Source organism: Kouleothrix sp. (assembly GCF_046328425.1).
In the GTDB taxonomy this organism is placed as follows: Bacteria; Chloroflexota; Chloroflexia; order Chloroflexales; family Roseiflexaceae; genus Kouleothrix.
On sequence record NZ_JAXLWP010000003.1, the window covers coordinates 719,753 to 734,333 of the forward strand.

A 14,581-nucleotide genomic window follows, 5' to 3' on the forward strand; every position below is an offset into this window, starting at 1 on the left:
ACATACAAGGGATCAGCGGGGCAGCTGCCTTCTAACCCCCCGCAATGCCGGGCGCCTACGAATGGCCTTCCGAGCCACTGGCGTGGCCGGGCACCTTGTCGCCGCCGCCGGCAGGCGCGCTGCGGCCGAGCAGCTTCAGGCCACGCGCCACGACATCGCCGACGGTCAGCCCGTAGTGCTTGTAGATCTCTTTGTACGGCGCCGAGGCGCCGAATGTCTCGACGCTCATGACGTCGCCGCGCTCGCCGACCCAGCGATGCCAGCCCTGGCCCACGCCGGCCTCGATCGACAGGCGCGCGGCGACGGCGGGCGGCAGCACGCTTTCGCGATACTCCTGCGATTGTGCGGCGAACAGCTCCCAGCTGGGGAAGCTCACGACGCGCGCGGCGACGCCCTGCTTCTTCAGCTCGGCGTGGGCCTCGACCGCCAGCGCCACCTCGGAGCCGGTAGCCAGCAGGATCAGCTCGGGCGCGCCGCCTTCGGCGTCGATCAGCACATACGCGCCGCGCAGCGTGCCCTCGGCCGCGCCCGTGGTCGCACGGTCGAAGGTTGGCAGCTTCTGGCGGCTGAGGATCAGCGCGGTAGGCCCGCGGGTATTTTCGAGCGCGGCGCGCCAGGCGAAGCTCGCCTCGTTGGCATCGGCCGGGCGAATGACGGTGGTGTTGGGGATGGCGCGCAGCGCGGCGAAATGCTCGATCGGCTGGTGGGTCGGGCCGTCCTCGCCGAGGCCAATGCTGTCGTGCGTGAACACGTAGGTGATCGGCTGGTGCGAGAGCGCGGCCACGCGGATCGCGCCGCGCATATAGTCGCAGAAAGTCAGGAATGTGCCGCCGTAGGCGCGCACGCCGCCGTGGGCATCCATGCCGTTCAGGGCCGCGCCCATGCCATGCTCGCGCACGCCGAACCAGACGACATTGCTCTCGTAGCTGCCGGGCTGGAAGCTGCCACTGGTAACCATAGGCGTCTTGGTCGATCCGGCAAGGTCGGCCGATCCGCCAAACAGCCAGGGCACCACGCCACGCAGCGCCTCGAGCGCGCTGCCGGCGGCCTCGCGGGTAGCCAGCTCGGTGCCGGCCGGGAATGACGGCAGCGCGCTCTGCCAGCCGTCGGGGAGCTTGCCGGCGAACGCCAGTGTGAGCTGCTGGCCTTCGGCCGGGTTAGCCTCGGCGTAGGCGTCGAAGCGCTGCTGCCACTCGGCCTGCAGCTTGGCGCCGCGCTCGCCGGCCTGGCGCAGCGGCGCGAGGGCCTCGGGCGGCACCACGAACTGCTTGTCGGGATCCCAGCCGTAGTACTCTTTGGTTTTGCGCACGCCCTCGGCGCCGAGCGGCTCGCCGTGCACCTTGCTGGTGCCGGCCTTGGGGCTGCCGAAGCCAATGATCGTGCGTACCGCGATCAGCGAAGGGCGCTCGGTGTCGGCCTGGGCCTCGCGGATGGCCGCGTCGATCTCGATCAGGTCGTTGCCGTCGTGCACGCGCAGCGTCTGCCAGCCGTAGGCGTCGAAGCGCTTGAGCACATCCTCGGTGAAGGCCAGGTTGGTTGGCCCATCGAGCGAGATCAGGTTATCGTCGTACAGGTAGATCAGCTTGCCGAGCTTGAGGTGGCCGGCGAGCGAGGCGGCCTCGGCGGCCACGCCCTCCATCAGGTCGCCGTCGGAGACGATCGCGTAGGTGTAGTGGTCGATCGGCGTATCGCCGCCGCGGCTGTAGGCCGCCGCGAGAAACGCCTCGGCCATGGCCATGCCCACGCCATTGCCGAAGCCCTGGCCGAGCGGGCCGGTGCTGACCTCGACGCCGGGCGTCATGCCAAGCTCGGGGTGGCCGGGGGTGTTCGAGCCCCACTGGCGGAACTGCTTGAGGTCGTCGAGCGACACACCGTAGCCAGCCAGGTGCAGCAGGCTATACAGCAGCATCGAGCCGTGGCCGGCAGAGAGAATGAAGCGATCGCGGTTGGGCCAGCGTGGCTCGGCCGGGTTGAAGCGCAGAAAGCGCGACCAGAGCACGTAGGCCATGGGCGCCGCGCCCAGCGGCAGGCCGGGGTGGCCCGAGTTGGCCTTCTGTACGCCGTCGATCGAAAGCATGCGGATGGTATTGACTGCCAGCTGATCGAGATCAGTATATGTCTCTGTCATGTTCCTAACCTTTCAGATGACGAAAGACGAAAGACGAACGACGAGCGCTAGAGCTGTTCGTCCTTCGTCCTTCATCCTTCATCTTTCGTCCTTCGTCTGCTACTGTCGCGCCTTCCAATCGGCCAGGAACTGATCGATGCCCTTGTCGGTGAGCGGATGCCTCATGCTCTGCTGCAGCACCTTGAACGGGCAGGTGGCGATGTCGGCCCCAGCCAGCGCCGAGTCGATAATATGGCGCGGGTGGCGGATCGACGCCGACAGAACCAGCGTCTTGATCTCCGGGTCGGTGCGGTAGATCTGCGCGATCTCGCGGATGAGCGTCATGCCCTCGGCGCCGGTGTCGTCGACGCGGCCGACGAACGGGCTGATGATAAACGCGCCGGCGCGCGCGGCCAGCAGCGCCTGTGCAGCATTGAAGCACAGCGTCACGTTGGTGCGGATGCCGTCTTTGGCCAGCTGATACACGGCCTTGAGGCCCTCGGTGGTGCTGGGCACCTTGATGATGACATTCGGGTGCCACTGCGCATACTCGCGGCCCTCGCGCAGCATGCCCTCGGCGTCGAGCGAGATCGTCTCGGCGCTGATGGGGCCATCGACCAGCGTAGCGATCTCGGAGATCGTGCTCTTGAAGTCGGCGCCCTTCTCCTTGGCGATCAAGGTCGGGTTGGTGGTGACGCCGCTCAGGATGCCCCAGCTGGCCGCCTCGCGAATCTCGTTGATATTCGCAGTGTCGAGATAGATCTGCATCGCTCAAACTCCTTTGTTGTGCATTGGTAGATGCTGCTTGCACCGAGTACTATACCTCGGCGCGATTGTGAATAAAATCTCCAAAAGGGGAATGTTGTTCCTCGTCTTTTGGCCGGGCTGGCCCACCGAAGTGCCAGCATATACTATGCCTTGATGATGGGTTCACGTGAAGTATACCACCGTGGTACGAACAGCGGTATTCTTGACATACTAAAACAGATGTACTATTCTAAACGCACGCGCCGCCGCATCAGTGTAAAGGAACCGCGATGGCTCTTGATCTTTCGGCGCTCAGCCGCCAGGTGCGCGCCATGAGCGGCTCGCTGGCCGTCGAGGCCGGCGACAAGCACGGCCGCCAGGCGCTGGCGCTGGGCCGCTACCTCGAGAGCGCCGACGATCACGCGCTGTGGGCGCAGGCCGCCGAGCTGAGCCGCGAAACCTCGGCCTGGCTGCTGGCGCGCCCGCTCGAGCCGCTGAACCGCACCCACGATCTGCCGCCGCGCCCGGCCGACTACGCGCTGGTGGCCACCGACGGCTCGCAGATCGATGTCGAGCGCCACGGCATGGCCGCCTGCTATGTGATCAATATCGGGCGCGTGTTTCTGCGCTATGGCGCCCACCCCGCCGCGCGGCTCAGCTCGCGGCCCTCGCTGTACTACCGCGACGAAGACCTGTACCTCTCCGACGGCGTGCGGCGCATCCCGATCGAGGGCAACTACCTCAGCGCCAAGCGCGATATCGAAGAAGGGCTGGCGCTGGCCGAGCTGGCCGACGAGTTCCTGCCCAGGCATGGCCCCGGCCCGCGCGCATATCGGCAGGAGACGTTCGACACCATTCGCGTGAATCCGCCCGAGCTGGCGGAGGGCATCCCGGCGATCGCGCTGCAGGATGGCACGCTGGTGCGCTGGACGCTGGCCGGCGCCGAGAAGTTCGTGCAGGACGCGTTTTTGCAGCCGTACCTGCGCTACCTCGACGCAATGCGCGCGCGCGGCGTGCCGGTGGCCTCGTATATCAGCCGGCCGCGCGCCCCCGAGGTGGCCGGCACCATCCGGCTAATGTTCTGCCCCGACGTAGACGTGGCCCAGGGCCGCGGCGCCAAGTGCAGCGCCTGCAGCGACGCCGCGGCGAACCGCACGCCCTCGTGCATGGCCTGCCAGGGGCTCACCGACGCCGATATTCTGGCCGATATGCTCGACGAGGGCCAGCGCGGCCCGCTGTTCGCCTCGATGTCGCGGATCAACGTCGAGTGCTACGGCGAGCACCTGATCCACTTCTTCTACCTGCGCGTGGGCCGCGAGGTGGCGCGCGTCGAGCTGCCGCGCTGGGTCGCCGAGGATCGCGCGCAGGTCGACCTGGTGCATACGCTGGTGTACGACCAGTGCATGAAGGGCCAGGGCTACCCGGTGGCGCTGGCGCGCGCCCACGAGCAGGCGATCGTGCGCGCGGCCGACCGGCGCGCCTTTCTGGGGATCGTCGAGGGCAGCCTGCTGCGCGCCGAGCTGCCCGCCAGCGACTCGCGCAAGCGCGAGAGCAAAGAGCGCCAGGCGCTCTAGCCGGGCGCTGCGCCGCCGCGACGAAACACCAGCGGGCTGCTGGCTGTAGCGAGCCGGCGCCAGCGAGCGGCGCCCTGCGGCTATGCCTCAGGGCCAACCCGCACGTGCCTCGGCCGCCTGATACCAACTCCGTTTGATTACTTGTGTTTTCTTATGCGGCGCCCGGCAAAGCCGGGCGCCCATAAGAAAAGATTTCGGGGGCGGCGAAGCCGCCGAAACCACCATAATCCAAGCGATCAGCCGGATTTGGTATGAGGCATGCACCACCGGCGCTGCGGCCCAGGCGGCGCTCTTTTCATATCAGCTCCGTTTGATGACTTTAGGAGTTGCGCACCTGCGCTCTTCGGCTTCCTCAAGCGGCGAGATTGCAGCCTGCGGCAGCATGGTACTTCTCCATCTTGTGTATGCGGTTGTTCCGCGCGGAGCGCAGAACAACCGCATACACTCCACGAGGATAGTACCGCGCTGCCGAAGGCTGAGCGCGCCAACCGCGTAAGCCCTAACAACATTTCGGGGCGGCCAAGCCGCCCCGAACCCCCGCCATGGCGTGCTTGACCAGCCGCACACCCTGCGGTAGACTGCGCACAGCTATGGAGGCACCCCAATGGGCATACTGACAGGGAAAGTCGCGCTGGTGACTGGCGGCGGCCGTGGGATCGGGCGCGCGATCGCGCTGGCGCTGGCCGAGGCGGGGGCGGCGGTGGCGATCACCGGGCGCGATGCCGCCCGGCTCGACGCGACCCGCGCCGAGCTGGCCGGGCATGGCGTGGCGGCGCTGGCGCTGCCGTGCGACGTGGCCGACTCGGCGGCGGTGGGCCGGGCGTTTGCCGAGGCGCGCGCGCAGCTTGGCCCGATCAGCATCCTGGTGAACAACGCCGGCATCACCGCCAGCGTCAAGTTCGCCGAGATGGACGACGCGACGTGGGACAGGATCATGCGCGTGAACGCCGCCGGCCCGTTCTACTGCTGCCGCGCCGCCGTGCCGGACATGATCGCGGGCGGATGGGGGCGGATCATCAATATCGCCTCGTACGCCGGCCTCAGCGGCATCGCCTACTCCTCGGCGTATAGCGCCTCGAAGCACGCGCTGATTGGCCTGACGCGCTCGCTGGCGCTGGAGCTTGGCCGCGCCGGGGTGCGCGCCAATGCAATCTGCCCCGGCTGGGTCGAGACCGATATGGTGCACGACGCCGTGGCGAATATCGTCGCCAAAACCGGCCGCGCCGAGGCCGACGCGCGCGCCAGCATGCTCGCGCTCGCCGGGCAGCAGCGCATGATCGCGCCCGAGGAGGTGGCCGCAGTGGCGCTGCGCCTGGCCGGCCCCGAGGGCGACGCGGTGAATGGCCAAGCACTAACAATTGAGTAGCCAGGGAGATCAATGGGCCAGTATCTCGTCAGTGTGCGCGCGCGGCACGGCGCCGGCGCGCCTCAGCATCTGTACCTGCTCGACGGCGAGCTGGCCGACAGCGACGTGGCGCGCCTGGCGCGCGAGCTGCTGCACGACGCGGTGGTGCAGCAGGCCGAGTGGTGCCGGCTGGCCGACCTGGCCGAAGCCGCGCCTGGCGCCGAGGTGGCGTTCAAGCCCGGCGTGACCGACAACGAGGCCGAGAGCGTGCTGATTGGCGCGCGCCGGCTCGGCGTCGGCGGGCTGCGTACCGTGCGTACGCTGCGGCGCTTTCCGCTTGGGGCCGGCGAGCCGGCCGCCCTCGCGGGGCTGTACAACCCGCTGATCCAGACGGTGCTGGCGCCCGAGCCAGGCCCGGCCGCGCGCGCGGCGCGCCAGGCGTTCTATGCCGATCTGCTGCGCCCGCCGGCCGAGGCCGCGCCGCAGATCGCGCGGGTGCCGCTGCTCGCGGCCGGCGACGAGGAGCTGGCGCAGATCAGCCGCGAGGGCGTGCTCTCGCTCGACCTGGCCGAGATGCGCGCGATCCAGGCGTACTTTCGCGCCGAAGAGCGCGCCCCCACCGACGGCGAGCTTGAGACACTGGCGCAGACCTGGAGCGAGCACTGCTCGCATAAGACCTTCAAGGCCAGGGTTCACTACAGGAACCACGAGCCACCTGCCGAGAGCCGCGCGCAGCCGCTGGATGAGCGCTACGCTGCCTATCGCATGCTCGGCGCGGACTGCGAGATCGACAGCCTGATCCGCACGTTTCTGATCGCCGCGACGGACCGGGTGCTTGCGCAGAACGAGCGCCAGAGCGGCCAGCTCTCGGTGCTCTCGGCGTTTGTCGACAACGCCGGGATACTTGCGTTTGGCGAGGCCCACGAGGTCTCGATCAAGGTCGAGACGCACAACCACCCCTCGGCGCTCGAGCCGTTCGGCGGGGCCAACACCGGCGTCGGCGGCGTGGTGCGCGACGTGCTGGGCGTGTCGGCGCTGCCGATCGCCAACACCGACGTGCTCTGCTTCGGCCCGCTTGGCACGCCCGAGGGCGCGGTTGCGCCCGGCGTGCTGCACCCGCGCCGCGTGGCCGCCGGCGTGGTGGCGGGCGTGCGCGACTACGGCAACAAGCTGGGTATCCCCACCGTCAACGGCGCGGTGCTCTACGACCAGGGCTACATCGCCACCCCGCTGGTGTTCTGCGGCACGGTTGGGCTGGCGCCGCGCGGCAGCAACCCGCACAACCTGCAGCCGGGCGACGCGATCGTGGTGCTGGGCGGGCGCACCGGCCGCGACGGCATCCACGGCGCTACGTTCTCCTCGGCCGAGCTGACGCACACCACCGCCGAAGATGTCGGCAGCGCGGTGCAGATCGGCGACCCGATCACCGAGAAAAAAGTGCTCGACGTGCTGCTGCAGGCGCGCGACGCCGGCCTGTACAGCGCGATCACCGACTGCGGCGCGGGCGGGCTTTCGTCGGCGGTGGGCGAGCTTGGCGCCGACACCGGCGCGCGGGTGTCGCTCGACGACGTGACGCTGAAGTATGCCGGCCTGCAGCCGTGGGAGATTTGGCTCTCGGAGGCGCAGGAGCGCATGGTGCTGGCGGTGCCGCCGCAGCACCTCGGCGCCCTGCTGGCGCTCTGCGCCGCTGAAGATGTCGAGGCCACGGTGATCGGCCAGTTCACCGACGACGGTCGCCTGACCGTCACGCACCGTGGCGAGCGCGTGGTCGACCTGTCGATGCGCTTTTTGCACAAGGGCATTCCGCAGCGCGTGCTTGATGCGCTCTGGACGACCGTGCGAGAGCCAGGAGCCAGGGGTCAGGAACCAGGAGATAGTGCCGGTTTGCGGCTCTCGGCTGCTGGTTCTTCGCCAGAGAATTTTGGCGAAGCGCTGAAGGCGCTGCTGGCGCACCCGAACATCGCCTCGAAAGCGCCGATCGTACGCACGTACGATCACGAGGTGCGCGGCGGCACTGTTGTGAAGCCGCTGGTCGGCGCGCGCTGCGACGGCCCCGGCGACGCGGCGGTGCTTCAGCCACTGCGCGCCGACACGGCTGGCGTGGCGCTTGGCTGCGGCATCAACCCGCGCTATGGCGCGATCGACCCGTACTGGATGGCGCTGGCCTGCGTCGACGAGGCGCTGCGCAATGTGGTGGCGGTGGGCGGCGACCCGGCGCGCGCGGCGATCCTCGACAACTTCTGCTGGGGCGACCCGCGCCAGCCCGACCGGATGGCCGGCCTGGTGCGCGCGGCGGCCGGCTGCCACGACGCCGCGCTGGCGTATGGGGCGCCGTTCGTCTCGGGCAAAGACTCGCTGAACAACGAGTATCGCGGCGCCGACGGCCAGCGCACGCCTATCCCGCCGACGCTGCTGATCACCGCGCTGGCGCACGTGCCCGACGTACGCCAGGCCGTGACGATGGATCTGAAATTGCCCGACAGCTACGTGTACCTACTGGGCGAGACGCGCGACGAGCTGGCTGGCGCGCATATTTTGGATGTCGAAACTGGGATCTGGGGCGCGAGCGACCGGGAGTCGGCGGTTCCAATGGTCGATCTGGCGACTGCGCCGCGGCTGCTCGCGGCGCTTCACGGCGCCATCCGAGGCGGCCTGGTGCGCGCCTGCCACGATCTCAGCGAGGGCGGGCTGGGCGTGGCCGCCGCCGAGATGGCATTTGCCGGCGAGGTTGGGCTGCGGCTCGATCTGCGGGCGGTGCCGCGCCCTGCCGGCCTGCACGACGACGCTACGATTTTGTTCGGCGAGTCGCCCACGCGCCTGCTGGCCGAGGTGCGCCCCGGCGATGCGGCAGCGTTCGAGGCCGCGCTGGCCGGGCTGCCGTGCGCGCGGGTGGGCGCCACAACCGCCGCCGCCGAGCTGGTGATCGCCGGGGTGGCGGGCGGCGAGCTGCTGCGCGCGCCGCTTGCCGAGCTCAAAGCCGCCTGGCAGGGAACCGCAGTGGTGTAGGAGTTGCAGGCGCGCCTGCCTACGGTACCATCTTCGTTACATAGAGGACTTACGCAGTTGCGCAGTTCGGCTTCCCGAAGCCGTGCATGGTGCCTGCGGCAGCACGGTACTTGTTGATCATCGTGTGTGCGATTTTTCCGCGCGCAGCGCGGAAAAACCGCACACGTCCAATAGGAAAATACCGCTCTGCCGAAGGCTGAGCACGCCAACTGCGTAAGTCCTAACATAGAGGAATGCTATGAGCAACGGGCACGGCAATAGCCCGCGGCAGGGGGCCAACGGCGGCGCGCCGCCCATGAGCGCCGAGCAGTTCGCCGGCTATATGGAGCAGCGCCTGTCGCTGTACGACGAGATCGAGCTGCTCGACCGCGCGGGCATGGAGCTGCGGCTGCGCGCCGGCGGCGCCGACGTGACCGCTGACCTGAGCAACTTCTACAGCGCCTACCAGCGCGACCCCGGCCAGCTCGATGTGGTGGTCGAGACGTTCGTGCGCACAATGCTGGGCATCCAGCCCGACCGCAGCGCCAGCGACTACCAGAGCCTGGCCGGGCGGCTCTACCCGATGATCAAGCCGCTGGAGATGCTCGCCGAGGTGCGCGAGCGCCGCCTGCCGATGCTGGCCTACCGCGAGTTCCTGGGCGACCTGATGATCGCCTATGTGATCGACGAGGGCCGCAGCGTCGCGTATATCAACGACGAGCATCTCGAGCGCTGGGGCGTGAGCGTGCAAGATCTGCACGCGCAGGCGATCGAGAACCTGCGCCGCCGCACCGACGAGCACGTCAAGTACACCACCGTCGGCGCGGGCGACCAGCGGCTGTTCATCTATAGCAGCGGCGACGGCTACGATGCCTCGCGGCTGCTGCTGGCCGATGTGCTGGCGCAGTGGGCGCGCGAGATGCCCGGCCACCTGGTGATCGGCATCCCCAATCGCGATTTCCTGATCGCCTTCAGCGATGCCAACCCCGAGATCTTGCGCGCGGTGGCCGCGCAGGTGCAGGCCGATTCGGCCCAGCGCCAGTATGGGCTTACCGATCAGCTGTTTACACTCGAGCAGGGTGTGGTGCGGGAATATAGGTGGGAGTAACACGCGGTATGGAAGTTGGCGTTATTCTTCTAACACTGGTCGCTTATGGCCTGGCGATCTACCTGTGGGTGCGCGAGCACACGCCCAACTACACCGTGGCCATGCTCGGCTCGCACCTGGCGGTGCTGCTTTCGCCGTTCTGGCAGGCGCTGTATCGCTTCAGCTACAACCCCACGCTGCCGGCGCTCTACCGGCTGGGCATCGACGAGCGGCTGCAATCGCTGACGCGCCTGCAAGAGTACTCGCTGCCGCGCGCCGTGTTCGCCGCCGCATGGCTGAGCCTGCTGCCGGCGCTGGTGGTGTTCTATCTGTACCGGCATCGCTGGTGGTTCCCCGGCTATGTCACCAGTATTCTCACATTCACGCTGTTTGTGGTCTACCACCTGATGGTCGATATTGTGGTGCAGCGCCAGGGCTGGCTGCTGTTCAACGGCGACTCGCTGCTGCCGCTGGGCGTGCCGCAGCTGCTGCTCTCGGCGCTGATGAATGGCCTGGTGTCGTTGGGCGTGCTGGCGGCGCTGCTGCTGACGCGGCGCTACTCGATCACCAGCCTGCTGTGGATCGTGCTGCCCATCCCGCTGGCGCTGAGCCTGCTGGTGCACGGCCTGCTCGGCGCGCCGCTGTACACCGCGCTGCTGCTCCAGGCGCAGTCGTGGGCCGGCGCGATCGGCCTGCTCGGCACGCTCGGCCTGGTGTTCTCGGGCGCGCATATTATCGCTGGCTCGCTCGAGCGCCCGGCCGACTGGCGGCAGACGATCTAGCTGCGCAGAAACGCGGCCTGCAAACCAAAACCGCGAAGCTCGACGCTTCGCGGTTTTGGTTCTCGGTTGGCTGTGCCAGGCGCTAGCGGCTGAACACGCTGTTGCCGCGTAGCTCCTTCACAAGATCCTGGGCCTGGCCGGTTAGATCGTTGATCCGCTTGGTCAGGTCTTTTCGCCCGCGCTGAATCTGCTTGTTGCTGACCTCGGGCAAGCGGTCGCGGATCTCTTCCAGCGTCGCCTGAATGCGCGTGAGCGCCTCTTCGCTGGCGATCTGGGCTTTGTTGGCCACAATCTCGCTGCGATCCTTCAGCGCGCCGATCGGGTCGTCGCGGAAGCTGCGCGGCTTGCGCTGGCGCTGCAGCAGCCGGGTAATGCCGAAGCCCGCCAGAATCAGCGCGAACGCCAGCGCCACGTATTTCCCATAGCCGTTCTCGTCCATTGTCGCCTCCATCATTCGCTATAGCCGGCTTTGCTGGTGCAAGAACCGTGCCGCTAGCGCAGCACGGTTTTCGTCCAGGCGTCGACCCACTGCTCGCGGTTCTGGTCGATCTGCTCGGGCGCGACGCGCACCGGCTCGGCCGGCACTGCCGCGAATTTGGTGAACAGGTCGGGCAGCGCGCTGCCGGGCACCACCGGGTACACGAACATCTGCAGCGGCATGTCTTCCTGGAAGCGCTTGCCAAGCATGAAGTCGATCAGCTTCTCGGCCAGGTCGCGGTTTTTCGTGCCCTTGAGAATACCGGCGAACTCGACCTGCAGGAAGCTGCCGCCGGCCATTACGCCTGTCGGCGCGTCGGTGAGCTTGCCCTCGCTGAAGAACACTTCGGCCGGCGGGCTGCTGGCGTACGACACCACCAGCGGGCGCGGGCCTTTGCCGCTTGAGCCGCTGAACTGGGTGTTGTAGGCGTCGCTCCAGCCATCGACGACCAACACGTCGTTGGCGCGCAGCGCCTTCCAGTAGTCGAGCCAGGTGTAGCTGCCGCTGGCGCCGAAGTGGCCGATCGTCGCGAGCATGAACGCCAGGCCAGGCGACGAAGTCGCCGCGTTCTCGACAACCAGCTTGCCCTTCCACTCGGGCTTGGCCAGGTCTTCGAGCGTGGCCGGCGGCGCGAGCTTGTTCTGGGCCAGGTAGGCTTTGTCGTAGTTCACCGATACGTAGCCGTAGTCGATCGGCACCAGGCTGTTGCTCGGGTCGAGCTTGTACTCGGCCGGGATGCTGGCGAGCGCCGCGGCGTTGTATGGCTCGAAGATGCCGGCCTTGAGCGCGCGCGTCAGGAAGGTGTTGTCGACGCCGAAGAACACGTCGGCGAGCGGGCTGCCGGCGCTGAGCGTGGCTTTGTTCAGCGCCTGCCCGGCGTCGCCGGATTTGAGCACCTCGACCTTCACGTTGTTCTGCTGCTCAAAGGCCTTGAGCACGTCTTCGCTCACGCTGAAGCTGTCGTGGGCCATCAGCGTGAGCGTGCGCGCGCCGGCTGGCGCGGCCGGGGCGGCAGTTGGCTGTGGCGCGGCCGGGGCGGCAGTCGGCAGCGGCGCGGCCGCCTGGCTGCCGCATGCGGCCAGCAGCCCGGCCAGTGCCAGCGCGGCGAGTATACGTCGATACATAGCGTCTCCTTCAACCATACGGGCGCCCTCCGGCGCCAACCACAACAAAAAATCGCTGACCAGGGAGGTCAGCGATCTGTATCGCGCTGGAGCTTCCCTACGCTGGCATAACCCAGGTCAGGTTCGAAGGGTCAGCGGCATCGGTTGGGCCGCGCTCTCAGCCAGGCTCACCTGGCTCCCCTAGCAATCTTCAGTTTTGCCACGCGCGCTGCCTGTACCGCAGGCGGCCACGTAACGCACGTGTTAAATCAGGCGCAACGATACCACGCGGCCACGCGCCTGTCAAGGCTGTGCAGGCAGCTTGCGGGGCTCGTGCAACGTCCTTACCTCCCTCCCCTGGCGGGGGAGGGGCCGAAAGACGTTGCACGAGCCTTGAGGCAGCTTGCCGAACCACGCCCGCGCCAGCATATGGTATTATTGCCGTGCACAACAGCACGGAGTACCCGCATGAAAACCAACCCGACACACCGTGTCGTCGTCACCGGCATGGGCGCGATCACCCCGCTTGGCAACAGCGTGCCGGCATTTTGGGATGGCATGCTGGCCGGCCGCTCGGGCGTGCGCCTGGCTACGCGCTACGACATCGCCGACTTCCCGTATGTGATTGCCGCCGAGGTGCGCGACTTCGAGCCGCGCGAGTATATGGACGCCAAGGCCGCCCGGCGCATGGCTCGCTTCGCCCAGTTTGCGGTGGCCGCCGCCGGCGAGGCGCTGCGCGACAGCGGGCTGGATCTCGAGCGCCTCGACCGGTCGCGCGTGGCCGTCGATATTGGCACCTCGCTCGGCGGCACCGCCAATGTCGAAGAGCAGATCCAGGCGTTTGTGGCCAAGGGCCGCAAGCGCGTCGACGCCTTCTACCTGCCGACATTTATCTACAACATGGCCGCCTGCCAGGTGGCGATCGCCTACGGCCTGCACGGCCCCACCACTGCGCCGGTGCTGGCCTGCGCCACCGGCACCTACGCGATCGGCGAGGCCGCGCGCGCGGTTCACCGTGGCGATGCGCTGGTGGCGATCTGCGGCGGCACCGACGCGGGCGTCACGGCGCTGAACGCCATGGCCTTCGGCGTGATCGGCGCGATTGCACCGCCCGGCGACGACCCATCGGCCGCGGTGCGGCCGTTCGACGCGCGGCGCCAGGGCACCGCTGGCGGCGAGGCCTGTGGCGTGCTGGTGATCGAGCAGCTCGAGCACGCGCAGGCGCGCGGCGCGCGGATCTATGCCGAGCTGGCCGGCTTCGGCGCCACCGAGGATGCCTTTCACCTCACGGCGCCCGCGCCCGGCGGCGAGTACGCCGCGCTGGCGATCAGCCGCGCGATCGAAGACGCCGAGCTGCGGCCTGAGGATGTCGACCACGTTAGCGCCCACGGCACCGGCACGCCGCTCAACGACGCGGCCGAGACTGCGGCGATCAAACGCGCGCTCGGCGGCCACGCCTACAGCGTGACCGTCAGCGGCATCAAGTCGATGATCGGCCACACCGCCGGCGCCGCCGGCGCGCTGGCGGTGATCGGCTGCGTCAAAAGCGTCGAAACCGGCATGGTGCCGCCGACGATCAACTACGCCCAGCGCGACCCCGAGTGCGATCTCGATTATGTGCCGAACGTGGCGCGCCAGCAGGATGTGCGCGTGGCGATCGCCAACGCGTTCGGCTTTGGCGGCCAGAACGCGGTGGTGCTGGTGCGCCGCTTTGAGGGATGATGTGCGGTGTTTCCGCACGGAGCGCGGAAACCCACACGCAGATAGCTGAGTACCATAGAGATAGCTATGCCAGCGAAAAGCCAACCACGGCGCGGCCAGCCGCGCGCCCGCACCGCCGAGCGGCACACCTACCGGCCCAGCGCCGCACTGCGCGGCGTGGCGCTGTCGCTGATTGTACTATTCGGCGCGCTGGCCGTGGTCTTCGCCTACTTCTCGACACGCTCGCTGCTCTCGACGGTGTTCTGCGCGCTGCCGATTGTGCTGTTCTTCCTGCTGGCAGTATCGTACATCTCGTACCTGGCGCGGCGCACCTCGCTGGTGCTGGCAGCCAGCGGCCTCGAGTACCACACGCCCAACCTGTCGCTGCGCACCTCGTGGGAAAATGTCGAGCGGCTCGTCGACGAGCCGCTGGCGCCACGGCTGGTGCTGAGCCGGCCGGCCAACGTCGACCTGCACACGCGCTCGGCGCGCGTGCGCGCTGGCGATGGCCCGGCGGCCGGGCGCGCCGTGCCGCTGCGGCTGTTCGGCTATACGCGCGGCTCGCAGCTCGATCAGGATCTGCGGCGCTTTGCCCCGCATCTCTTCGCCTCGCCCGAACGATCTCCTCAGTGATAGGGCTTGCGCGGTGCGCGTTTTAGCCCTCGGCGGAGC

At 68.2% G+C, this 14,581-nt stretch carries 11 protein-coding genes and 1 riboswitch; of the genes, 7 read left to right on the forward strand and 4 right to left on the reverse strand.

Features of this window, described 5'->3' with window-relative positions; translation table 11 throughout:
* Positions 1-55: 55 nt before the first annotated feature.
* Positions 56-2,128, reverse strand: coding sequence for a transketolase (tkt, locus tag U0177_RS02685; protein WP_409569035.1), 2,073 nt, complete (start codon positions 2,126-2,128; stop codon positions 56-58).
* Positions 2,129-2,227: 99 nt separating this feature from the next.
* Complete coding sequence (gene fsa, locus U0177_RS02690; RefSeq protein ID WP_409569036.1) at positions 2,228-2,875, reverse strand: fructose-6-phosphate aldolase; 648 nt, start codon at positions 2,873-2,875, stop codon at positions 2,228-2,230.
* Positions 2,876-3,144: 269 nt separating this feature from the next.
* On the opposite strand from fsa, the gene U0177_RS02695 reads away from it, so the two are divergent.
* The 5 genes from U0177_RS02695 (at position 3,145) to U0177_RS02715 (ending at position 10,627) form a co-directional block, all read left to right on the forward strand.
* Positions 3,145-4,428, forward strand: a complete 1,284-nt coding sequence (locus U0177_RS02695) for a DNA double-strand break repair nuclease NurA (protein ID WP_409569037.1) — start codon at positions 3,145-3,147, stop codon at positions 4,426-4,428.
* Positions 4,429-5,032: 604 nt separating this feature from the next.
* Complete coding sequence (locus tag U0177_RS02700; RefSeq protein ID WP_409569038.1) at positions 5,033-5,794, forward strand: SDR family NAD(P)-dependent oxidoreductase; 762 nt, start codon at positions 5,033-5,035, stop codon at positions 5,792-5,794.
* A gap of 12 nt (positions 5,795-5,806) precedes the next feature.
* A complete protein-coding gene (gene purL / locus U0177_RS02705; protein WP_409569039.1) occupies positions 5,807-8,779 on the forward strand; it encodes a phosphoribosylformylglycinamidine synthase subunit PurL in 2,973 nt (990 codons plus the stop codon).
* 238 nt (positions 8,780-9,017) lie between these two features.
* Positions 9,018-9,866: a DUF1444 family protein gene (locus U0177_RS02710; RefSeq protein ID WP_409569040.1), complete on the forward strand. Its 849-nt coding sequence runs from the start codon at positions 9,018-9,020 to the stop codon at positions 9,864-9,866.
* Positions 9,867-9,874: 8 nt separating this feature from the next.
* The gene (locus tag U0177_RS02715) at positions 9,875-10,627 is read left to right on the forward strand and encodes a hypothetical protein (RefSeq protein ID WP_409569041.1); all 753 of its coding nucleotides are present in this window, start codon (positions 9,875-9,877) and stop codon (positions 10,625-10,627) included.
* Between the two features lie 82 nt (positions 10,628-10,709).
* On the opposite strand, the gene U0177_RS02720 is transcribed toward U0177_RS02715, so the two are convergent.
* Both U0177_RS02720 and U0177_RS02725 read right to left on the reverse strand, forming a co-directional pair.
* Complete coding sequence (locus U0177_RS02720) at positions 10,710-11,066, reverse strand: hypothetical protein (protein ID WP_409569042.1); 357 nt, start codon at positions 11,064-11,066, stop codon at positions 10,710-10,712.
* A gap of 53 nt (positions 11,067-11,119) precedes the next feature.
* The gene (locus U0177_RS02725) at positions 11,120-12,229 is read right to left on the reverse strand and encodes a thiamine ABC transporter substrate binding subunit (protein WP_409569043.1); all 1,110 of its coding nucleotides are present in this window, start codon (positions 12,227-12,229) and stop codon (positions 11,120-11,122) included.
* Positions 12,230-12,306: 77 nt separating this feature from the next.
* Positions 12,307-12,421, reverse strand: a riboswitch (TPP riboswitch).
* Between the two features lie 255 nt (positions 12,422-12,676).
* Between U0177_RS02725 and fabF the strand changes: the two genes are divergently transcribed.
* Both fabF and U0177_RS02735 read left to right on the forward strand, forming a co-directional pair.
* Positions 12,677-13,930 (forward strand): beta-ketoacyl-ACP synthase II, encoded by a 1,254-nt coding sequence (gene fabF / locus U0177_RS02730; protein ID WP_409569044.1) that lies wholly within the window; start codon positions 12,677-12,679, stop codon positions 13,928-13,930.
* Between the two features lie 66 nt (positions 13,931-13,996).
* Positions 13,997-14,542, forward strand: a complete 546-nt coding sequence (locus U0177_RS02735) for a hypothetical protein (protein WP_409569045.1) — start codon at positions 13,997-13,999, stop codon at positions 14,540-14,542.
* Positions 14,543-14,581 lie beyond the last annotated feature (39 nt).